Source organism: Streptomyces sp. AM25 (genome assembly GCF_058146165.1).
This window is the reverse complement of record NZ_JBKIWN010000002.1, coordinates 435,980-457,719: the sequence shown is the minus strand read 5'-3', so window position 1 is coordinate 457,719 and position 21,740 is coordinate 435,980. Positions and strand designations below refer to the sequence as shown.

The window sequence follows — 21,740 nt, the reverse complement described above, 5'->3', positions numbered from 1 at the left end:
ATGGACCTGCTGGAGGCCGTCGCCCGGCACACACGCCGGGCGCCGGACGCCGTGGCATTGACCGACCACCGGGGCACCCGGCTGACCTACGCCGAACTCGACTCCCGCGCCCGTGCGGCGGCCGGCGCCCTGGCCGCGCGCGGCGTGGGCCCCGGGGACCGCGTCGGGCTGGTGCTGCCCCGCACCGCCGATCTGTTCGTGCTCGAACTCGCCGTCCTGCTCGCGGGCGCCTGCTTCACGCCGCTGGACCAGGCCCAGCCACCGGACCGGTTGCGCCTGCTGCTCGACCGCGCCTCGGTGGCCCTGCTGGTCACCGACGACCAGGTACTGGCAAAGGCCTGCGGCAGCCCCGCCGTCCGGCCCGACGCACTGCCGGCCCGGGGAGGCCCCGCCCTGCGCGATCCGGGCGCCCGGCCGCAGGACCCCGCCTACTGCCTGTTCACCTCGGGATCGACGGGGACACCGGTGGGCACCCTCATCAGCCGTGCCGCGATGGACGTCTACGTCGCCGCCTACGCCCGGCTGGTCGGCGCCTCGCCGGGCGAGCGCGGAGCCCAGATCGGCTCGCCCGGATTCGACGTCACCATCGACGAGCTCTGGCCCTTCCTGAGCACGGGCGCATCCGTGCACATCGCCTCCGACGCCGACCGCTCCTCGCCCCGCGCACTCGTCGACTGGCTGCACGCCCAGCGGATCACCCAGACCTACGTCCCCCCGCTGCTGCTGGAGTCGATGTTCCGCCTCGACGGTGCAGACCTGGGCGACGTACGGCTCATCCGCACCGGCGGCGAGCGCCTCGCCGCCTACCCGCCGCCGGGGTTCCCCAGCCGCGTGCTCAACGAGTACGGGCCGACCGAGACCGTGGCCGGCGCGCTGTTCTGCGACGTCTCCGCGTGGTCCGACCGCACCGTCCTGCCGCCGATCGGGACACCGCTGCCGCACATCAAGGCCGGCATCCGCGACCCCGAGGGACGACCGGTGACCCCCGGCACACCGGGTGAGCTGTACCTGGGCGGTCCGACGGTCGGGATCGGCTACCTCGGCGACGACGAACGCACCGCGCGCAGGTTCGTCGAGGTGAACGGCGAACGGTGCTTCCGCACAGGCGACCTGGTCCGCGAACTCCCCTCCGGCGACCTGGAGTTCCTGCGCCGCATCGACGACCAGGTACAGCTCCTCGGCAAACGCGTCGAGTTGGGCGAGGTGCAGAGCGCGGTCACGACCCATCCCGCGGTCCGGCGGGCGGCGGTGGCCGCTCCGACGGACGGCGCGGGCCGCGCGGAACGTCTCGTGTGCTTCGTCGAATGGCAACCGGGACACGGCGACGCCGACGCAGCGCTCCTCCGCGCCCACGTGAAGGGGCTGCTGCCCGACTACATGGTGCCCACCGAGGTGCACACGGTCGACCGGCTCCCCACGACCCCCTCGGGCAAGGTCGACCGGGCGGCGCTGCTGCGCCGGCGATCCGGCCCCTCCCTCCCGGCGCCGACCCCGCAGGCGCTGGTGCGGGTGTGGGAGCGGGTACTGGGCGTCACCGGCCTCACCGTCCATTCCGACTTCTTCCTGCACGGCGGTGACTCTGCGCGCGCAGTGACCGCCGTCACCGAGATCGGCCTGCAGCTGGGCCTGCAGGTCACCGCGCGCGACGTGTTCGTCCACCCCACCCCTGCTGAGCTGGCCGAGCGGCTGGCGGAGGAGACCCGGTGAGCGCAAGCCCCGTGCTCGACATGGTCGCGACCACGGCGACCGCCCACCCCACGGCGACGGCCATCGTCCAGGGCGAACAGTCACTGACCTACGACGAACTGGCCACGGCCGTCACCCGGTTCGCCGGGGCGCTGGCCGGCGCAGGCGCCTCCCCCGGTGCGCACGTGCTGCTCGTGATGGACAACCGGCCCGAGTTCGCGGTCGCCTACTTCGCCACCGCCGCAGCGGGCTGCACGGTGGAGGCCATCGATCCGGACCAGCCGGAGCAGGTGCTGCGGCGCAGAGTGGCCGACAGCCGGCCGGCCGTCGTGGTCACCACGGCAGGCCACCCCATGACCGCGCTCACCGACGGCCCCGTCCTCACGGTGGACGGCCCCCTCCCCCGACCCCCGGCGGGCGCACGGCACCGGCCGTCACCTGTGGACGGCCCGTGGGTGACAGCGCTCTCCTCCGGCAGCACCGGCGAACCCAAGCGCATCGTCCGCACCCAGGCCCACCAGGTCGCCGAGGCGGGCAACATCACCGCGACGGCCCGCATCACCGCCGACGACGTCCTGCTCTGCCCGGTACCGCTGTTCCACGCGCTCGGACAGTTCTGCTGCCTGCTGGCAGCGGTGCGCTCCGGTGCCACGCTGGTACTGCCGGACCGGAGCGCGGGCACCTCCTCCGTGGACGCCGTGGTACGAGCGCTGGCCCGGCACCGGGTCACGCTGCTGATCGCCGTGCCCCAGCTCTTCGACGCCCTGGCCGACCTCCCCCCGGACACACCGGTGGAACTCGGCACCGTGCGCCTGTGCCTGTCCGGGAGCAACTTCCTCGACCCGGCCGTGGTCCGGCGCTTCGAGGCACGCTTCCGTCTCCCCGTGCGCCAGACCTACGGGAGCACGGAGGCGGGCAGCGTCTGCTGGGACGTCGGCGAAGAACCCTCCCCCGGCACCGTGGGCACACCCCTGGAGGGCGCGCGGGTCCAGATCCTCGACGCGCACGGCACTCCCCTGCCTCCCGGTGCGACGGGCGAGATCGTGGTGTCCGGCCGCGCCGTGGTCGACGACCCGGGGAACGGCCACCACAGGACAGGCGACCTCGGCAGCCTCGACGCCCACGGCAGACTGACCGTCGTCGGACGCTCCCGTGTACTGATCGACACCGGCGGACACAAGGTGAACCCGGTCGAGGTCGAACAGGTGCTGGCGGACCACCCGCTGGTCGCCGACGCCGGAGTGGCCGGCGTTCCCCTGCCCGGCCGGGGAGCACTGCTGGTGGCGGCGGTGCAACTGCGCGACGGCGCACGGACGGAGCCCGCCGACATCCTCGCGCACTGCGCACGGCACTTGCCCGCCCACGCGGTGCCCCGGCGGGTGCGCGTGGTGACCGAAGTGCCGCGCACTCCGCTCGGCAAGGTGCGCCGTCCATCCCTCGCCGCCCTGCTCGCGGACGAGCAGGACAGGGCGGAGGCCGGGGTGCGCGAGCGGCTGGCGGCACTGCCCCCGCACGAGCGCCGCGCCGAAGTCGGCCACCACCTGCGCCTCAAGGTGGCCGAGGTGATGGGCGCGGCACCCGCGACGGTGGACCCCGCCGCCCCGGCCCGGGCGGCCGGTGTGGACTCGCTGTCCGCGCTGCGGCTGCGCATGGCCGTGCACAGGGAGTTGGGGGTGAAGCTGCCGCTGCCCGACATCCTGGGCCCCCGCACGCTGATGGAGCTGGCCGACGAGCTCGCCGAACGCCTCGACGAACCCGAGGACGACACCGACCCGGTTCCGCACGGGCCGGCCGAGGGCCGGTTCCCGCTCGCACCGAACCAGATGTCGCTGTGGCACGCCGAGCATCTCGACCTGGGCGGGTCGGCCTACGTGGTGGCCGTCGCCGCGCGCTTCGCCGACGGCTGCGACGCGGAGGCCCTGCAGCGGGCCTGGACGGCCCTGGCCCACCGGCACCCGGTACTGCGCACCGCCTTCCCCCTGCACAACGGCAACCCCGTCCAACAAGTGGCCGCCGAGCCCGGGTTGGACTTCTCGACCGTGCCGGTGCCACCGGACTGGGACCGCACGCACCGCGAAGACCTGGTCCGCTCCGCCTTCGCGCCCTTCGACCTGACCGCACGGCCACCGCTGCGCGTCCGCCTCTACACCGGACTGTCCGGGGGCCCGGTGATGGTGGTGTCCCAGCACCACCTGATCACCGACTACTGGTCCATGATCACCATGCTGCGGGAGCTGGCGGTGCTCTACGCGGCGGAGAGCACCGGCACCGAGGCCTACCTGCCCGCGCCCGCGCACGGCTACGCCGACTTCGCGACGTGGTCGCTCGCGCGGGCCCGTACCCCCCTCGGCACCGACGACCTCCGACACTGGGTGCAGCGGCTGACGCCCCCGCCCCCGCCCGCGGACCTGCCCGCCGACCGGCCCCGGCCGGTGGTGCGCGGGCAACACGGCGCGACGCTGCGCAGGGACCTCTCACCGGCACAGGCCGCCGCCGTGCGCGCGTACGCCGGTACCACCGGGACGACCCCCTTCGCCGTACTGCTCACGGTGTTCCACGTGCTGCTGCACGCCTGCACCGGACGCGCGGACAGCGCTGTCGCCGTACTCACCGCCAACCGCGAGCGGCCCGAATTCGCCGACGTCCTCGGCTACTTCGCCAACCCCGTGGTGCACCGGGTCCGGATGACGCCGGACCAGTCGTTCTCGGCCCTGGCCGACGCCGTCGGCCGGGAACTTCTGGAGGGACTCGAACACGGCGGCGTCACCTTCGACAACCTGCTGGGGTCGGTGGACGTCCCCCGCGACCGCGGCCGCGCTCCACTGGTGGAGGTCTGCTTCGGACAGCAGACCGCGCACGACCCCGCGCTGAGCACGGCGGGCACCCTGCTGTCCGCCGACCGCGACGGCGAGCGCGTGCCCCTGGGCCGACTGACCCTGGAAACCGTCGCGCTGCCCCGCACAGGGGCCGTCTACGACCTGGCCGGTGCGGTCTTCGAAAACGACGACTCGATCGCGATCACCTGGGAGTACGACACCGACCTGTTCACCGCGGCCACGGTGGACCGGCTGGCAAACCGGTTCGAGATCCTGGTCGATGCGCTGCTCGCCGCACCCGATGCCCAGTTGCGCGCCCTGACCGCACTGGCCCCGCGCGCAGACACACTCCCCGAAGAGAGCCCCGGCGAACCGGTCACCGACCGCGTGCGACGGTGGGCCGCAGCGGACCCCGGAGCCCCGGCGGTCGTCGACGGCCCGGACACCGCCACCTACGGCGAGGTCGACCGCGCCGCGGACCTGGTGGCGGCCGCACTCGATGCACGCACCGACCTCGGCCCCTCCGCCGTGGTGGCCGTGCAGGCCGAACGGTCCGCCGACCTGGCCGCCGCGTGCCTGGGAGTGCTGCGCGCGGGCCTGGTCTGCGCCCCCCTCGTCACCGGGGGCGACTCCGCACCCGCCGAGCTGTCCGAGGCGGGAGCGTCGGCCCTGCTGGACATGACGGGATCCGCGGACGTCCCCGGCACCCCGGTGGTGCGCGTCGACTCTGCGTCCGCGCCCCCGGCAGCGCACCCCGTCGGCCTCGCAGCACCCGCCCTGGTGGTGCGCACCAGCGGCACCACCGGGGCCCGACGTCCGATGATGCTCACGCACCGGGCGCTCGCGCGCGCGGTACGCGACGACGGACCGGGCGAGGTACTGATCGCCCGCGGCACGGCCGACCGGCTCGCACTCGACCTGCTCACCACCCTGGCGGCGGGAAACGCCGCCGTGCCCCTGGCCCCGGACGTGCGACTGGAGCAGCTGGCGCGCGGGCGGGCAGCCGCCTCGGCCACGATCGCCTCCACCGAACTGGCCGCACTCGTCTCCCGCTTGGACGCCGACGGCGGCACCCCCGCGGTACGGACCCTGGTGGTCGGCGGCGAGACGCTCGGCCAGGACCTCGTCCACCGGTGGCGCTCCCACGCCCCAAGCGTTCGCCTCGTCCATGCGTACGGCGGCGTCGAGTGGGGACCGGCCCTGTCCGAGGAGGAGGTGCCCGTCGACCACGGTGCACCGACCGCACCGCCGGCCACCGGCATCGTGCCGGTGGGCAGGCCCCCAGCCGGTTCACCACTGTGCGTGGTGGATGCATGGGGCCGCGCGTGCCCGACAGGGGTTCCCGGGGAGATCTGCATCGGTGCGGAGGATGCCCCGGCGCCCCTCGGGGCGGCGCCCGAGACCCCCGCCCTCCCACACCCTCTGCTCCCGCACGCCCACGTGCAACGGACGGGCGACGCAGGCGTGTTCCTCCCGGACGGCAGGCTCGTCGTCCTCGGCCGGGACGCGGAAATCCGCTCCGCACACGGCTACCACCACGACCCGGCGCGGGTCGAGCAGGTGCTGCGCACTCACCCCGCCGTACGGGCGGCCACGGCTCCAGAAGGCGGGACGGAGGGATCCACCGCGGTGGCGGAAACGGACGGCACCGTCTCCACGAGCGAGCTGATGGACCTGCTGCGCCGCGAGATACCCGCCCACCTGCTGCCCCAACAGCTGCTGTGCGAGGAGCAGTTGCCCAGGACACCGGACGGCAAGGCGTCACGCACCCTGCCGGGGCCGACGGACACCGGTCCCGAGGCGCCCGGGCCCATCGAGGACATGACCGAGACCGAGGCGGCACTGGCGGACGTCTGGCGCGAGATCCTCGGCGTCGAGCACGTCGGCCTGGACGACGACTACTACTCCCTGGGCGGCGACTCGGTACAGGCCGTACGGATCGCCACGAAAGCCGCCGACCGGGGGCTTCAGGTCACCCGGCGGCACCTGTTCACCCACCCCACCGTCCGCTCGCTGGCCCAGGTCACCACCTCGGCCGCCCGGTCGGTCACGGTGAGCAAGAGCTTCGCCCGGCGCAGGTCCATCCCCCTGACCCCCGTCCAACGCTGGTTCTTCGGGCTGGAGTTGCCCGATGCGGGCCACTGGAACCAGTCGGTCGCGCTGCAGATACCGCAACCGCTGTCCTCCGAGGCGCTGCTGGCCGCCGTCCAGTCAGTGGCCGGCCACCACGGTGTGCTGCGTCACCGCTTCCGCAAGCGGGGAACGGACTGGGAGCAGGTCAGCGACCCGACGGCACACACCGTGGCCATCGAGGAGGTGTCGGCCGCCCGGGACGAGGCCGTGGCGGCCGCGATCGAACGGGCCAGGCGGGGCCTGGACATCGCCGCGGGCCCGCTGCTGCGCGCCACCCTGATCCGGGACGCGGCGGACCGCCGCCTGCTGGTCCTGACCGCACACCACCTCGTGATGGACGTGCTGTCGTGGGGCGTACTGCTGGACGACCTGCGCACCGCCTGCGCCCACAGGACCGCGGGGGATCCCGTCCGGCTGCCCCCCGTGCCCGTCGCCTACGACCAGTGGGCGCGCGCTGTGCAGGGGCACACCGCCGGCCTCGCCGGGCGGTACGACGCACCCGGCGCGGTCCCCGGTCCGCCGCCCACGACGTACGAGGGCAGCACCCGTGTCGCCGAGCGCACGCTCGGCTCCGCGCAGACCGGCTCGCTGCTCGACGGACTGCTGGGGCAGGGTGCACACCCGGCGGACGCCGTGCTGGCGGCGGCCACCGCCGCGGCCGCCGCGGCCCTCGGATGCCGCGCGGTCCGCGCCGTGATGGAACTGCACGGCCGCGACGAGGACGTGGTCGACGACGCGGACCTGTCACGGACGGTTGGCTGGTTCACCGCGCTGGCCCCCGTACTGGTCGACACCGCACCGGACGCCGACCCGCGCAAGGTGCTCGACAACGCACGGGCCGCCCGCTCGCACAACGCCCGGCTCACGGCAGCGGACCGCCCGTGGATGAGCGTGAACTACCTGGGCCGACTCGGATCGGTGTTCGCCGGCACAGCGGGAAGCGGAGAGGACGACCTTGCGGAAGTCCCGCTGCCGGACCGGGGTGACCGCGGCCCGGACAACCCCAGGCCGTTCCACTGGGAGTTCAGCGCATACACGAAGGGGAACGAGCTGACGCTGCGACTGGCGCACGCGGGGGACGAAGGCCAGGCGGAACGCCTTCTGGACACCGCCTGCGACTGTCTCCGTGCCCTCGCCACCGACCTGGACACAGCACAGCGGAAGGAGTCGCGGTGAGCGGGAAATGGCTGGTGGACCTCGTGCCCGCCGAGCGGCCGGAGCGGGTGGCGTACCTGTTCCCGCACGCGGGTGCAGGCGTGAGCGCGGTGCTGGCACTGGGCCGGGCCCTGGCCCCGGACCCGCACCCGGTGGCGATCCGCCTGCCCGGGAGGGAGGCACTGCTCGACGACCCTCCGCTCAGCGACCTCCCGGTCCTGGCCAAGCAGTCGGCCGACGCCATCCGCGCCCACGCGGGCGGAGCGCAGATCGTCTTGTACGGCCACTCGTCGGGGTCGGTGCTGGCGTACGAGACGGCCCGCGCGCTGGAGCCGGAGACCGCCGTCCTGCTCGCGGCCTCGGCACAACAGGCACCGGGGACAACCGTCCGCATGGCCGCCGGCTGCTGGAACCGCCCGGACGACGAGTTCTTCGCCCAGGTCGTCGCGGACGGCTACCTGCCCGCCGAACTGCTCGACGCCCCGGACGTCCTGGAGATGGTGGCCCCGGCCCTGCGCGCGGACTACCGGGCCACCCACGAATACCTCACCGGAACGGCACGGTGGACACCCGTGTCGTCGCCGATCCTCACCATCCGCGGCACGGAGGACCGGACCGTCACCGAGGAGGACGTCGCGGCGTGGTCGGCGCTGACGACGAGCCGTCATACGACCGCGCTGATCGCCGCGGGGCACAACCTGCTGCGCGACCACCCGGCGGAGCTGGCGGACACCCTCCGGCAGGCACTGCCGTGAACTCCGCTCCGGTGGGCGGAAGTCAGGACTTGCGGTGCACGGAAACGGCGTAGTCCCCGTCGGTGCAAGGGTCCCGGGACCAGGTCGCATACCTGGCTTCCAGGGTGAGTCCCGCCGCCCGGCAGTGCGCGTCGTAGTCGTCCAGTGTGTACCCGCGGTCCAGGGAGAAACCCGCGACGAGGCGGCCGCCCGGGTGCACATGGGCGGCCATCCCGGCCACCAGGGCCGGTTCCGTTCCCGGCGGGGTGAACAGGGGGACGTTCCCCGCTGCCACCACGACGTCGAACGACTCCCCCAGGTCGAGGCCGACCAGGTCCTGCCGGTACCAGCGGATCTGCGGAGCCAGCCGCCGGGCAGTGGCGAGCATCGACTCGTCGATGTCCACGCCCGTCACGGCGATGCCGTGACGGGCGAGCTCGATGCCCACCCGGCCCGTGCCACAGCCCGCGTCGAGGACCGTGCCGGGCTCGAAGGAGCGGACCAGCGTGGCTTCGCCATGGACGTCTCCGCCGTCGGCGGCAATGCGGTCGAATCGGGCCTGGTACTCGTCACCGTTCCACGTCATGCGGCCAGGGTGACACATGCGTCACTCTGGCCACAGACCGATAGATCGATTTCGGGCTCGGTGAGTGGTCGTTCGAACCAGGTCGCCGGGCACACCGGCCACACTGTCCGCAAAGCCCTCGTCGACCAGGGCTTCAAGAACCAGGTCGTCGGCCAGGTACTGGACCTTCAGGAAGCCGTGCCGTCCAGCTCCTTCCGCACCTCACGGGCCGCCGCCACCAGGTGCTCCAGGGAGGCGCGCACCTCGGTCCAGCCACGGGTCTTCAGGCCGCAGTCGGGGTTGACCCACAGGCGCTCGCCCGGGATCGCGGCCAGCCCCTTGCGCAGCAGGTCCGCCGCCTCGGCGGCGCCGGGGACGCGGGGCGAGTGGATGTCGTAGACGCCGGGGCCGACTTCGCGCGGGTACCCGGCCGCGGCCAGCTCGCCGGCGACCTGCATGTGGGAGCGGGCAGCCTCCAGGCTGATGACGTCGGCGTCGAGGTCGTCGATGGCGGTGAGGATGTCGCCGAACTCGGCGTAGCACATGTGGGTGTGGATCTGGGTGTCCGGCCGGGTGCCGCTGGTGGCGAGGCGGAAGGCCTCGGTGGCCCAGGCGAGGTACGCCGCACGGTCGGCGGCGCGCAGCGGGAGGGTCTCGCGCAGGGCGGGCTCGTCGACCTGGATCACCGAAGTGCCGGATGCCTCAAGGTCGTTCACCTCGTCGCGCAGGGCGAGGGCGACCTGCCGGGCGGTCTCAGCGAGCGGCTGGTCGTCGCGGACGAAGGACCAGGCGAGCATGGTGACGGGCCCGGTGAGCATGCCCTTGACCGGCCGGTCGGTGAGCGACTGGGCGTAGCGGGTCCAGCGGACGGTCATCGGCTCGGGCCGGGAGATGTCGCCGGCGAGGACCGGCGGACGGACGTAGCGGGTGCCGTAGGACTGGACCCAGCCGTGCTGGGTGGCCAGGTAGCCGGTGAGCTGTTCGGCGAAGTACTGGACCATGTCGTTGCGTTCGGGCTCGCCGTGGACGAGCACGTCGATGCCGGCCTTCTCCTGGAAGGCGACGACCTCGCGGATCTCGGCCTCGATGCGCTCCTCGTAGGCGCCCTCGTCGATGCGTCCGGCGCGCAGGCCGGCGCGGGCGGTGCGCAGCTCGGTGGTCTGTGGGAAGGAGCCGATGGTGGTGGTCGGCAGCAACGGCAGCCGGAGACGGTCGTGTTGGGCCGCGGCGCGCAGGTCGTAGGGCTGCGAGCGGTGCGTGTCGGCCTCGGTGACGGCGGCGCTGCGGGCGCGCACGGCGGGGTCGTGGGTGATGGCGGAGCCCGCCCGGGAGGCCAGATCGGCGCGGTTGGCGGCGAGTTCGGCCGCGACGGAGTCGGTGCCGCGCTCCAGCGCCCGGGCCAGGGTGACGATCTCGCCCGTCTTCTGGCGGGCGAAGGCGAGCCAGCGGACGATCTGCAGGTCGATGTCCCGTTCGGCCGTGGCGTCGAGCGGGACGTGCAGCAGGGAGCAGGAGGCCGCGACGTCGACGCGGCCGGCGAGGCCGAGGAGGGTGCCGAGGGTGGCCAGCGACTTCTCCAGGTCGTTGATCCACACGTTGCGGCCGTCGACCACGCCGGCGACGAGGCGCTTGCCGGGCAGGCCGCCGACGGCGGCGAGGTCGTCGAGGTTGGCGGCGGCGGACCCGGTGAAGTCGAGGGCGAGACCCTCGACCGGGGCCTTGGCCAGCACCGGCAGGGCCTCGCCGAGGCGGTCGAAGTAGGAGGCCACCAGCAGCTTCGGCCGGTCGGCGAGGGTGCCGAGCTCACGGTAGGCGCGGGCGGCGGCGTTCAGCTCGGCCGGGGTGCGGTCCTGGACCAGGGCGGGTTCGTCGAGCTGCACCCACTCGGCGCCGGCGGCCCTGAGGTCCGCCAGCACCTCGGCGTAGACGGGCAGCAGCCGGTCGAGGAGCGTGAGCGGCTCGAAGCCGGGTGCGACGCCGGGCGCGGGCTTGGCGAGCAGGAGGTAGGTGACGGGGCCGACCAGGACGGGGCGCGCGGCCAGGCCGAGGGCGAGGGCTTCCTTGAGCTCGGCGACCTGCTTGGCGGAGTCGGTGGTGAAGACGGTGTCGGGGCCGAGTTCCGGGACCAGGTAGTGGTAGTTGGTGTCGAACCACTTGGTCATCTCCAGCGGCGCCACGTCCTGGGTACCGCGGGCCATGGCGAAGTAGCCGTCCAGGGCGTCTTCTTCGACGGCCGCGCGGTGCCGGGCGGGGATCGCGCCGACCATGACGCTGGTGTCCAGGACGTGGTCGTAGTACGAGAAGTCGCCGGTCGGCACCTCGTCGATGCCCACCTCGGCGAGCTGCCGCCAGGTGGTGCGGCGCAGTCCGGCGGCCGTCTCCCGGAGGGCGTCCGCGCCGACACTGCCCTTCCAGTAACCCTCGATCGCCTTCTTCAATTCACGGCCCCGGCCCTGGCGGGGGTAGCCGTACACGGTGGCGCGTGCTGCCGCGGCTGCGGACTTGCTGGTCACGGAACTCTCCTTCGCGAGCTTCTTCCGGGATCCCGGAGCATGGCGAGAACGCGAAGGGGTGGCGGACGGGCCGCACCACAGCGGTGGGTTGCCCGTTCGGTATGTGCGCCGACCCGCCCTCGAGGTCACCGGGATCTCCGCGCACGAACGGTCGCGCGCGGGCAACGGGCAGGTCTTCGGACTCACGGGCACGTCTGCCGGGGGCAGACACCTAATGGCCGTCGCTTCCCGGGCCCGTCACGGACCCAGTGCGTATGACGGCGGTCGTTCCCGCTCACCGCTGCGGGGCAGTCCCGGATTCCCACCGGGTTCCCTCTTGCGACGCGCCTGCCTGGCGGACAGGGGCGAACCAGCTGCACGCGCCAGCCTAGATCGGGGACGCGGTGCTTGAACAGTGGGTTTGGGTCATGGCTTCGCGGCATTGTCAGTGGTCGGTGCGACGATCGTCCCGACGGCGCGAACACGTGCCGTGCCGTCCGGCACACCCGGACCGGATACGAGGAACGAGGAGTGAAGTCCCGTGCGCATCGTGGTCAGTGAGTTCATGAGCCTGGACGGCGTCGTACAGGCGCCCGGCGGAGCCGAGGAGGACACCGACGGCGGTTTCGCCCACGGCGGCTGGTCGCACCCGTTCTTCGACCCGGAGGTGATGGGCGGGACCATCACCGAGATCATGGGCAGGACGCAGGCGCTGCTGTTCGGGCGCCGCACGTGGCAGACGATGGCCGCGGCGTGGCCGGAGCGGGCCGGCGACCCCTTCGCCGACCAGATGAACGCCATCCCGAAGTACGTCGTGACCGGAACCCTGGGGGACGCGGAGCTGACGTGGAACAACACCACGCGCATCCCCGGCGGCGAGGCCCTCGCCCGCATCCGCGAGCTGCACGCGGCCGACGGCGGGGACCTGCTGGTCATGGGGAGCCCCACGCTCGTCCGCACCCTCCTGAGCGAGGGCCTGGTCGACGAGCTGCGGCTCATCATCACGCCGGTGCTCCTCGGCGGCGGCAAGCGGATCTTCACCGACGACGGGGTGCTGCGCACCCTGGAACTGGTCTCCTCGGTCACCAGCGGCACGGGCGCGCACGTGTGCACCTATCGTCCGGCCCCTTAACTTGGCTCTGTCAGCAATCACCGCCGACCGCATTCCAGACCTTCCTGGACCAGAACGAGACCCCCGGTCGAAGTCCTGGCGAACCCTCGGCAAAGGCAAGGCTGTTCTTCAGCGGCACGGAGTTGCTACCTCGTGTCTTCGGAGGTCGCCGGAACGCGGTGGTGTGCCCGGCCCTGGTTCTCGCGCGTCGGCGTGGGAAGCGGGGGCGGCGTGGCACGGGCCGTTGCGCAGCGGCGTACGAGGCACTTGGCCGCGTACGCGGCCAGGCCGGTCAGGGGCACGGCAGTGAGGGCGACCAGCGTCCATTGCTCCGCGTAGTGGGCCGCTTTGGTGGGGGTGTTCGCGAACGTGGTCATGGGGCCCCAGGTGTAGTAGCCGAACACCATGATCAGCTGGGATCCGGCCGTGCGGATGACCGTACTGAGCGCCGTCGGTGCGGTGGCCCCGAGCAGACACACGATCACCGCGTAAGGGAGGTATCCGGAGGCCAGCCTGCTCCAGGCGGTCACGTGGAGGCCGTCCCCGTCACCGGCCACAGCGATCCACGCCGAGACGCCGCCCGCCAGGAGCACCACGACAACATCCCGGGCCAGAGCCGTGCCGTACCTGAGCACTGGGGTGCCCTTGCGCAGCCTCTCCTGTTCCATTGCGCGTCCTTTCCGCCGGGTGGCAGGCGGTACCGCGCAGGCCGACCGGGCCAGTGCCTGACGGTGGCAAGGCCACCGCCACGCCGGGCCGCGACCCCACCCACCATGCATCCCAAACCGCCACAGAAGTCTCTTCACTCTAGAGAGAGGAGAAAGGGCATTTTTAGTTCCGCTGAGCACGCCCTGCATCGCCGGCATCCGAGAGGCACGTGCACGGAAACGGTTCGATCGAGCGGCATCGGCGGCCCGTATCACAGCACATACAAGGAGAGGCTCGGCGAGCAGACGTTCTCGCCGAGCCCCCTCTGCTGGTGCCGGTCAGGTCCGGGGGCGTGGAGCTCCACGGCTTGGCGGATCCGGTCCTGCGCACGGGCCCTGCGGGGGCCAGGGGCGCAGTAGCAGGATCGCGCCCGGCCCTGCGCTTCGAGCCGGCCGAGACGGACCAGTTCGCGGATGTCACGGATGGCCTGCTGCTCGGAGAGGTCGGCGTCGGCCTGGTGACCGGGCGGCGCACCCTTGAACCCCAGAAAGCCATCAGCAGTGCGTGGACCACGAGCTCGTCGAGTCCGTCGGCTCGGCCCCGCGGACCGGAGAAGACCTGGGGCCACGGTGGCCTGCGGCCCGCCGACGTGTTCGGTCCTTCGAAGGTGCGATGCGGGACGGTTCGGGGTGTGATCGAGCCATGCCGACTCTTCGGATCATTGATCAGCCCGGGGCGGGCCGCGGTCTGGTGACCAGGGCTGCCCTCGATGAAGGCGATGTGGTGGCCCGGATCAGCACACCCCGGTTCCGGGCTCGTCCTTCGCGCACTTCCATCCAGATCGCAGTCGACCGGCACATCGACAACCTGGACGCCCTGGCCTACCTCAACCATTCCTGCGACCCGAGCACCCATGTGGATGTCCGGTCCCTGGCGGTCACCGCCGCCAGGAATATGAGGGCAGGGGAGGCGCTGACCTTCTTCTACCCGTCCACGGAGTGGGCCTTGGCCACTCCGTTCACGTGTGCCTGCGCAAGCCGAAGGTGCCTGGGCCGTATCCATGGAGCCCGGGGAGTGCCTACTGCCGTACTCGATCGGTATCGCCTCAACCCGCACATCCGGGAGCTGGTCGCCGCACGGGACGCGGCTACGGCGCCTTGACGGTACCGAGCAGGCGCAGCAACATGCCCGGGCAGTGGCAGGGACGGCCGCACCGGGAGCAGTCCCAGCCGCTGTGCAGCCAGTAATCGTGGAGGACAGTGACCGGCTCCCAGCCGAGAGCCTTCAACGGGCCCTCGCTGCGGCCCGGCCGGTCGTGCAGCCAGGAGATCACGTACGCCTGGGTGCACCGTTCACGCAACCACGCGGTGCTGCGTGCTGTGAGTGCTCCGCCGAGGCCGCGTCGGCGCATCGGTTCGGCCACGGCCAAGGTATTCAGCTGGCCGATCCGGCGGCCGTCCACGGAGGGCGGGACGGCGAGCAGCGTTCCGTGCGGCATGGGAGCGATGAACTCGCGGTAGTCGTCGTCATGCAGAACGCGGGCGATCGCCGCCCCCGCCACCGTGGCAGGCCTGCCCGTGTGCGCGGTCAGAAAGAGCAGCGACCCCGTGCGCAGCTCCTCGAGGACCTGGTCGACGGTGAGCATGCCGTGGCCCAGGACGGTCTCGAACAGGTCGACGGCCTCCATGACCGCCTGCCGGTCGTACGGCCCGAGTGTGGTGATGGCCCAGTCGGTCATGAAAGGCAGTGTCCCGCGCAGTGGCCTCCCGCAGGAGGCACGGCTCAGCGGCACAGGGCCGTGCGGGGTTCCGGAAGCAACAGCCGGGAGATCGGCAATCTCTCCGAGCGCCGGAAACGACTGTTCGGCGCAGCCCTCGCCACCACGCGTCCGTGCAGGTCGCCGCTGCGACGCATCCCACCCACGCCGACCTGTGGCTGACGCCGTTGACCGGGGTCGGCCCGGCGGCAACCACCGGTGCCTGGCCCGAGGTCCTGGGCCGGGCGCACCGCGGCCTCGACTCGCGCCTGACGGGGGACGGCGGCGAGGCCGAGACGCTGAGCAGCCTCACGATGATGCTGCGCATGGCAGCCGAGCACTCGCGCCGGAGGAGGGCGATGCCCAGAGGGTGGAGGCACAGCGGGCCATCGACCGGCGGGCCCGCGCCGAGCGCGACCACCAGCCGGTGTCCGCTGGGGCGGTGTGTCAGATCATGGCGAGCCGGTCCACCAGCAGTTCCACCCTGCGCTCGGTGTCCTCCGGCGGGAGCCGTCGCGCCCGGGTCAGGGTGGCCAGTCCGTGCAGGGCCGCCCAGAACACCTCGGTGAACAGCCCTGGGTGGACGCCGTCCCCGGCGACCTCGCCGAGGCACTCCAGCAGGGCGGCGAAGGCGTCCTTCAGAGGCTCCGGGGTGTCCTCCTTCGCGAACGCCAGGCCGCCGTCGAGCTGGAACATCGCGTCGTAGACCGCCGAGTTGCGTGCGGCGAAGTCGAGGTAGGTGCGGGCGAGGGCGGTGACCCGCTCGCGCGGGCCGTCCGCCGCGGAGGCCGCGGCCCGTACCGCCATGGCCATCTCGGCGGCGCCTTCGAGGGCGACGGCGCCGATGATCTCGCGTTTGCCGCGGAAGTGGCTGTAGAGGACGGGCTGGCTGTATTCGATGCGCTCGGCGAGCCGGCGGGTGGTGACCGCGTCCCAGCCCTGCTGCTCGGCGAGTTCGCGGGCTGTCGCCACGATGAGGCGTTCGCGCTCCGCCCGTTCGCGCTGCTTGCGTTCCTGTACCGACATGACCCGATCCTAGCATCGCTAGACAATCGAGCGGCAGCAGTACTAGCGTTGACTCGTCAGCTAGCAACGCTAGATCTCTGGAGGGGTCGTCATGCTCAACGCACTCGAGGTGTTCACCACCGTGGTTTTCGGCGTGATGGTGGGGGTGGAGTTCGCCGTCGCCTTCGTCATGAACCCGATCTTCGACGCACTCCCCGAGGACAGCGGCCAACTCGGCCGCGCCCACGGGGGCCGGATGCTCGGCGCCGTGATGCCGGTCTGGTACATCGCCTCGCTCGTCCTCGTCGTGGGCTGGGCCATCGCCGGATGGCAACACCACGGCACCGGCCTCGTCGTCACCGCCGGCGCGCTGCTGACCCTCAGCGTGATCATGTCGCTTGTGCTGCTCGTCCCCATCAACAACCGGGGCAAGACGTGGACCCCCGAGAACCGGCCCGAGGACTGGAAGGAGCAGATGAACCGCTGGAACCGCTTCCACTACGTCCGCGTCGCCGTCCTCATCGCCGCCTTCGCCCTGCTGGTCACCGCCCTCGCCTGAGCCCACGGACCGATACCCCGCTGATGGCGTAAATCCCCACTCCCCGGACAGTGGCGGGCCACCCGTCGGACTTGCCGGGCACGTGGCAGCCGTCGGCTACGACGCGGACTCCGACCGCTCACCGTGTGCCCGGAGTCGACGGCCTGGGCGACGAAGGTCCGTCCGGAGCAGGCCCGCGTCGTCGCGGCCGCCGCCAACACCTCGGCCGGCCGCATGGTCGTCCGCACCTTACGGATCCTGCCGCCCGACACCGTGCCCGAGCCGGCCGACGCCGATCCAGTGCCCACGGCCGCGCCCTGCGGGCCGGTGCGCACCCGGGAGAACGCCTGCGACGGCTACCGCCGCGCGCTCGCCGCGCGCCAAGAGGCGGCTCCGCAGCGCCGGGTGGAGCCGGCCATCGCGTAGGCGGCGGAGCGGCAGGCCGCCGCGATGCGGGAGCTGGGCCGCCGCGCGTTCCCCAAGACCGAGGCCGCACCAGACGATGCGCCGACCGCGATCGAGGTGTCCCGTGCGCAGCGTCGCCGTCAGGCCGCGGCAACCGAAGCGGCTGCCCCGTGCCCGGCCCGGGCCGAGACGTCTGGCCGGCTTCCCGCCGGCCCGCCCTCTCTCCTGCGCCGTCGTACGGCGCGAACAGCCGCATTCCAGTACGCCGCTTGCCACAGACGGCTACCGTGAGACGCCTGACGAGGAGGTACACCGTGAGCGACATCAGCGCAGCTACCTGGACCACCCACATCGGCGGAGAGCTGGTCGAAATCCCCGCAACGATCGACAGCATCCGCGCGGCGCTGCCGGAAGACCAACGCCCGGCCTTCGACGCCGAGATCGGCTCCACTCCCGCGGACCAGCTGCAGATGGTTCTCGCGTCCTGGTCGCTGTCGACCACGCCCGCGGCGGGCGAGGAGGACGACGCGGTCATCGCCCGACTGCGGACCGGTGACTTCATCGGCTGCGTACCCCAGAATCCCGAAGCGGGGATGGCGTGAGCCAGTATCGCGTGCAGTATGCGCGGGAAGCGAACGCGGCCCTCAAAGCCATGGATCCGGGCCTGCGGAACAGCTTCGACCAGGGCATGCGGAAGCTGGCGGCCGACCCGTACGGGCACGGGTCCCGTGCCGTCGGAGGGGAAAGAGACCGGCGTCAGGCCGTCGTCGGCGGCGCCGCGACCGCCGTGTATTACGTGAGCTCCAATCCCAGCGTTCTGCTGGTGACCGTCGTTCGCGTCGTCTACTGACTCGCAAAGGGTCTGTGCATGAAGCCCTGTTGGGACGCGGACCTGCTGGTGATCGGCGCCGGGCCGGCCGGGGTGGCTGCTGCGGTGATGGCGTCGAGCCTGCGGCTGACGTGCGTGGTCGTCGAAGCCGAGCGCGTTGGTGCGAAGCTGCGGGCGATCGGCGCGGTGGAGAACGTGCCGGGCGGCTGGTCGACCGGAACGGCGCTCGCCGACGCACTCGCTGGTGACCTGGCCCGGCACCAGGAACTGGGGCACGTCAGCGTGCTCTCCGGCCGCGCCGTACGGGTGGCCGGCTGCGACAGCCATGCCGAGGTCGCGCTCGAGGACGGCCGCCTCCTGACGGCGTCAGCCGTGGTAGTGGCCACCGGGGTGACGGCGCTCGCACCCGGAGACGTGTCCTGGATCGACGCACCACAGACCGGGTGGCTGCCGCCGCTGTGGCGGGCGGCAGCCGATGACCTGGAGGGTCGCCGGGTGGTGGTGCTGGGCGCGGACCGGCCGCTGGGCACCTGGCTGCGCGCGCATCCGCGGGCCAAGGCCCGCCTCGACGTGCTCTTCCCCGAGGCCGACCAGTACAAGACCGACGAGGTCGCCGGTGAACCGCGCATCCGCCTGGACCTCGTCGGGGGTGTCACCGTCGCCCCGGTCCCGAAGGGCTTCCGGATCACCGCCCGGCACCCGGGCGGCGACGCGCACACCTTCGTCGTCGACACCGTGCTGGGCAACATCGGCTCGAAGCCGGCCGTCGTACCGGGGCTGGCCGTCGGCGCGGACGGGTACTGCCCGCCGGCCGAGCAGCACCCGCGGATCCTGGTGGCCGGCGATCTGAAGGGGTCCCACATGCAGCGGATCGCGGTGGCCATGGGCGACGGTGCACGGGCAGCACTGGCCCCCTACTACCGGGACCAGGCCCTACTCGGCTGACCATTTCGCAGCCGGAATGATTGCGGCGCAATCACTCCGACCTGGTGCTTGTCCGGCGACCGAAAGGAGCACCCCCGAACCAGGAGCCCCCTCCTCACCTGCGCAAGCAGGGCAGCGGTCTGTGGCCCAAGGGGCCGGACACCTATCTGCGCCCGTAGTCCGGCAGCGGCTGCCACACCTTCTGGTCGAACTGCCAGCCGTACTGCGGCCGGTCCTTGACCGCCGTCGTGCGGAACGGCTGCCCGTGGTCGTCGATCTTCATCGTCCCGGAGCGGCCGCCGCTGCTCCACTCCAGCTCCAGGTACCAGGTCACGTCGTGGCCGGTCGTGCGGGCGAGGACGTCCAGCGGCTGCGGGTCCGTCGAGGAGACCTTGTACGGGAAGTCGGTGGCCGGGATCTTGACGTCGCCCTGCTCCCCCGCCGTGGGACGGGCCGTGGGCCGGTCGCGGTCGAGGTCGATGTCGAAGAAAGCCGGGGTGAGACCGCCGCCGCAGCCGTCGCCCATCGAATACCCCGACCAGGCCAGGGGCGCTGTGCTCTTGACGACGCGTACGTGCAGGGCACGCAGCACGACGGCCTGGCCGTTCTTGCCCTGCACATCGACGGTGATGTGCATGCGTCCGCCGGGCACGGCCCGCAGTCCGGTGACCCAGGCACGCGCATCCCCGTCGGACGGCGGCTCGGGCACCTCTGCGGGTTTCCGTCCGGACACGTACATGGTGTCGCAGCGGTCGGTCAGGGCATAGGGCTGGACGTCCGCGGTCAGCGGCTCACCGGAGTCGTTCCCGCCGCCGCTGTCCTTGCTGTCCGAGGCGCCGCCCTCCTCCCGCGCACCGCTCTTGCCGTCGGCTTTCTTGCCTCCGTCCTCCGTCTTGCCGGTCCCGTCGGTCGGTGTCCGGCCGTCCGGTGACGCGGTGTCACCCCCGCCTGGTGCGGTGTTGCCGGGGGCTCCGGACGGGGCGAGGGGTGCGCCGGAGACGTTCGACCGGGCGCGGTGCGCGTCCGTGTCGTCGTGGTGCGCGCCGGTCGAGGTGGTGGCCGCCCAGGCGACAAGGGCGGTGGGCACGGCCATGCCGACGGCTGCTGCGGCGACGATGCCCAAGCGCACACGACGCGAACGGCGGCCGCCGACGGCGGCGGATACCTGCTCGCCGGGCCGCGGCCGGGGTATGGGCTTGAGTTCAGGTTCGGGTCCGGACTGCGGCTCGGGCTCAGGTGCGGGACTCGGCTCGGGGCTGGGCTCGGACTCGGCGGGAGCCGACGTCGGCGTCGGCGCGGGCGGCTCTGCCGCCGCCGGCTCCGGCGTCCTCGCCTCCGCCTCGCCCTGCACCCTGGAGCGTCGTGCATCGTCCGCCAGGATCCAGCGGCGGTGCAGCTCCACCAGCTCCTGCGGGGTGGCCTTGCAGAGCCGGGCGAAGCGCTCGACGGGAGCGTACTCGGCGGGCACGGCGCCGCCGTTGCAGTAGCGGTGGACGGTCGACGTGCTCATGTGCAAGCGCTTCGCCAGAGCCCCGTAGCTGAGTCCCGAACGGTCCTTCAGCGCGCGCAGCTGCTCGGCGAATTCCTCGATCCCCCCGGCCATGCCGGCATCCCCCTGCTCCAGGGCCGCGTACCGAACCGCGGCGTTCCTCGGCTCAGGCTATATGAGGCAATACCCGTGAGAAGATCCCTCCGCACTGTGCACGGTGGTTCGGTTCGGCAGTGGAAAGGTGAGCATGTACGCGATATCCCTGGGCGACGACGGCGCGGAGCTGTGTCCGCTGGAGCCGTGGCAGGCCGAGGAGTTCCTGGCCCACATGGACCGGGGCCGGGAGTTCATCGGGCAGTTCATCGAACTGGCCGACATCGTCACGGACCTGGAGTCGGGCCGGGCCTATCTCCAGAGGTACGCGGACAAGACCGCGGCCGACACGGGGCGTCTGTACGGCATCCGGACGGACGGCAGGCTCGTCGGCGGGGTCCTCTTCCGGACGATGGACGTCGGGCAGGGCACCGCCGAGGCGGGCTGCTGGCTGGAGCCGTCGGCGGCGGGCCGGGGTCTGGTGACCCGGGCCGCGCGCGCGATCATCGACTGGGCCGTCGAGGAGCGGGGCATCCACCGCGTGGAGTGGCGGGCCGCGTCGGAGAACGCGCCCAGCATCGCCGTGGCCCGGCGGCTCGGGATGACGAGGGACGGCGTGCTGCGGGAGAACTCCGTGTACCGGGGGAAGCGGTACGACGTGGAGATCTGGTCGGTGCTCGCCCCGGAGTGGCGAGCGGCGAGGGCGGCCTAGATGTTCACCACGCTCCTCGCCTTCCTCGGGGCGTGCACGCTGATCGCCGCCTCGCCCGGCCCCAGCACGATGCTGATCATCCGTCAGTCCCTGCACAGCAGGCGGGCCGGGTTCCTCACCGTGCTGGGGAACGAGACCGGCGTGTTCGTCTGGGGTGTCGTCGCCGCCCTCGGGCTCACGGCGCTGCTCGCGGCCTCCCGGCTGGCCTACGACGTCATGCGGATCGGCGGCGCCGCGGTCCTCATCGGCTTCGGTGTCCAGGCGTTGCTGGCCGCCCGCCGCGGACACGCGCAGCCGGCGGAGCCGGAGGGATCGCCGGCCGTGCGGTCCGGTTGGCGGGCGTACCGTTCCGGCCTGCTGATGAACCTCGCCAATCCCAAGGCGGCGGTGTTCGCGATGTCGTTCCTGCCGCAGTTCGTGCCCGCCGGCGCCCCCAAGCTGCCCACGATGATCGGTCTGGCCGCGGTCTGGGCGGTCTTCGAGGTCGGCTACTACGGCGTGTACGTGTGGTTCGTCGGCCGGCTGCGGGGCCTGATCTCGCGGGCAGGCGTGCGCAGGCGCCTGGAACAGGTCTCCGGGGGCGTGCTGTTGCTGCTCGGCGTGCGCATGGCCGTCGAGGGCTGACGGCGCGGCGGGGCCGCGGATAGGG

18 protein-coding genes and 1 riboswitch are annotated in these 21,740 nt (G+C 72.5%); of the genes, 12 read left to right on the top strand and 6 right to left on the bottom strand.

Annotated elements, in window-relative coordinates:
• The 3 genes from ACLHRZ_RS04025 to ACLHRZ_RS04015 are packed head-to-tail and all read left to right on the top strand — an operon-like array spanning position 1 to position 8,545.
• On the top strand, positions 1–1,707 hold the full coding sequence (locus ACLHRZ_RS04025) for a non-ribosomal peptide synthetase (protein ID WP_490416817.1): 1,707 nt from the start codon (positions 1–3) through the stop codon (positions 1,705–1,707).
• Entirely contained in the window at positions 1,704–7,811 is a 6,108-nt protein-coding gene (locus tag ACLHRZ_RS04020) for a condensation domain-containing protein (protein ID WP_490416816.1), read from the top strand. Before ACLHRZ_RS04025 ends, ACLHRZ_RS04020 begins: the two co-directional genes overlap by 4 nt.
• Positions 7,808–8,545 carry a thioesterase II family protein gene (locus ACLHRZ_RS04015; protein WP_490416815.1) on the top strand — a complete coding sequence of 246 codons (738 nt, stop codon included), beginning with the start codon at positions 7,808–7,810 and terminating at the stop codon, positions 8,543–8,545. The genes ACLHRZ_RS04020 and ACLHRZ_RS04015 overlap by 4 nt, the downstream gene beginning before the upstream one ends.
• A 22-nt stretch (positions 8,546–8,567) precedes the next feature.
• On the opposite strand, the gene ACLHRZ_RS04010 is transcribed toward ACLHRZ_RS04015, so the two are convergent.
• Both ACLHRZ_RS04010 and metE read right to left on the bottom strand, forming a co-directional pair.
• Positions 8,568–9,110 (bottom strand): class I SAM-dependent DNA methyltransferase, encoded by a 543-nt coding sequence (locus ACLHRZ_RS04010; protein WP_490416814.1) that lies wholly within the window; start codon positions 9,108–9,110, stop codon positions 8,568–8,570.
• A 167-nt stretch (positions 9,111–9,277) separates the two neighbouring features.
• Positions 9,278–11,602, bottom strand: a complete 2,325-nt coding sequence (metE, locus tag ACLHRZ_RS04005) for a 5-methyltetrahydropteroyltriglutamate--homocysteine S-methyltransferase (RefSeq protein ID WP_490416813.1) — start codon at positions 11,600–11,602, stop codon at positions 9,278–9,280.
• A gap of 150 nt (positions 11,603–11,752) precedes the next feature.
• A riboswitch (cobalamin riboswitch) is annotated at positions 11,753–11,971 on the bottom strand.
• A 151-nt stretch (positions 11,972–12,122) separates the two neighbouring features.
• Here metE and ACLHRZ_RS04000 point away from each other — a divergent pair.
• Complete coding sequence (locus ACLHRZ_RS04000) at positions 12,123–12,713, top strand: dihydrofolate reductase family protein (protein ID WP_490416812.1); 591 nt, start codon at positions 12,123–12,125, stop codon at positions 12,711–12,713.
• 125 nt (positions 12,714–12,838) lie between these two features.
• On the opposite strand, the gene ACLHRZ_RS03995 is transcribed toward ACLHRZ_RS04000, so the two are convergent.
• Positions 12,839–13,360, bottom strand: coding sequence for a hypothetical protein (locus ACLHRZ_RS03995; RefSeq protein ID WP_490416811.1), 522 nt, complete (start codon positions 13,358–13,360; stop codon positions 12,839–12,841).
• 652 nt (positions 13,361–14,012) lie between these two features.
• Between ACLHRZ_RS03995 and ACLHRZ_RS03990 the strand changes: the two genes are divergently transcribed.
• Positions 14,013–14,501, top strand: a complete 489-nt coding sequence (locus ACLHRZ_RS03990; protein ID WP_490416810.1) for an SET domain-containing protein-lysine N-methyltransferase — start codon at positions 14,013–14,015, stop codon at positions 14,499–14,501.
• Here the strand turns inward: ACLHRZ_RS03990 and ACLHRZ_RS03985 are convergent.
• Positions 14,488–15,078, bottom strand: coding sequence for an N-acetyltransferase (locus ACLHRZ_RS03985; protein WP_490416809.1), 591 nt, complete (start codon positions 15,076–15,078; stop codon positions 14,488–14,490). The genes ACLHRZ_RS03990 and ACLHRZ_RS03985 overlap by 14 nt on opposite strands.
• 465 nt (positions 15,079–15,543) lie before the next feature.
• Entirely contained in the window at positions 15,544–16,122 is a 579-nt protein-coding gene (locus ACLHRZ_RS03980) for a TetR/AcrR family transcriptional regulator (protein ID WP_490416808.1), read from the bottom strand.
• Positions 16,123–16,213: 91 nt separating this feature from the next.
• On the opposite strand from ACLHRZ_RS03980, the gene ACLHRZ_RS03975 reads away from it, so the two are divergent.
• From ACLHRZ_RS03975 to ACLHRZ_RS03955, 5 genes are all read left to right on the top strand, one after another.
• Entirely contained in the window at positions 16,214–16,660 is a 447-nt protein-coding gene (locus tag ACLHRZ_RS03975) for an anthrone oxygenase family protein (RefSeq protein WP_490416807.1), read from the top strand.
• Between the two features lie 123 nt (positions 16,661–16,783).
• Positions 16,784–17,065: a hypothetical protein gene (locus ACLHRZ_RS03970; RefSeq protein ID WP_490416806.1), complete on the top strand. Its 282-nt coding sequence runs from the start codon at positions 16,784–16,786 to the stop codon at positions 17,063–17,065.
• A 293-nt stretch (positions 17,066–17,358) separates the two neighbouring features.
• Positions 17,359–17,646 (top strand): hypothetical protein, encoded by a 288-nt coding sequence (locus tag ACLHRZ_RS03965; protein WP_490416805.1) that lies wholly within the window; start codon positions 17,359–17,361, stop codon positions 17,644–17,646.
• Complete coding sequence (locus ACLHRZ_RS03960) at positions 17,643–17,894, top strand: type II toxin-antitoxin system RelE family toxin (protein ID WP_490416804.1); 252 nt, start codon at positions 17,643–17,645, stop codon at positions 17,892–17,894. The genes ACLHRZ_RS03965 and ACLHRZ_RS03960 overlap by 4 nt, the downstream gene beginning before the upstream one ends.
• Before the next feature lie 18 nt (positions 17,895–17,912).
• The gene (locus tag ACLHRZ_RS03955; protein ID WP_490416803.1) at positions 17,913–18,818 is read left to right on the top strand and encodes an FAD-dependent oxidoreductase; all 906 of its coding nucleotides are present in this window, start codon (positions 17,913–17,915) and stop codon (positions 18,816–18,818) included.
• A 142-nt stretch (positions 18,819–18,960) separates the two neighbouring features.
• Here ACLHRZ_RS03955 and ACLHRZ_RS03950 read toward each other — a convergent pair whose 3' ends face one another.
• Positions 18,961–20,400 carry a helix-turn-helix domain-containing protein gene (locus ACLHRZ_RS03950; protein WP_490416802.1) on the bottom strand — a complete coding sequence of 480 codons (1,440 nt, stop codon included), beginning with the start codon at positions 20,398–20,400 and terminating at the stop codon, positions 18,961–18,963.
• 133 nt (positions 20,401–20,533) lie between these two features.
• On the opposite strand from ACLHRZ_RS03950, the gene ACLHRZ_RS03945 reads away from it, so the two are divergent.
• Together ACLHRZ_RS03945 and ACLHRZ_RS03940 are read left to right on the top strand one after the other, a co-directional pair.
• On the top strand, positions 20,534–21,091 hold the full coding sequence (locus ACLHRZ_RS03945; RefSeq protein ID WP_490416801.1) for a GNAT family N-acetyltransferase: 558 nt from the start codon (positions 20,534–20,536) through the stop codon (positions 21,089–21,091).
• A complete protein-coding gene (locus tag ACLHRZ_RS03940; RefSeq protein ID WP_490416800.1) occupies positions 21,092–21,715 on the top strand; it encodes a LysE family translocator in 624 nt (207 codons plus the stop codon).
• The last annotated feature ends 25 nt before the right edge of the window (positions 21,716–21,740 follow it).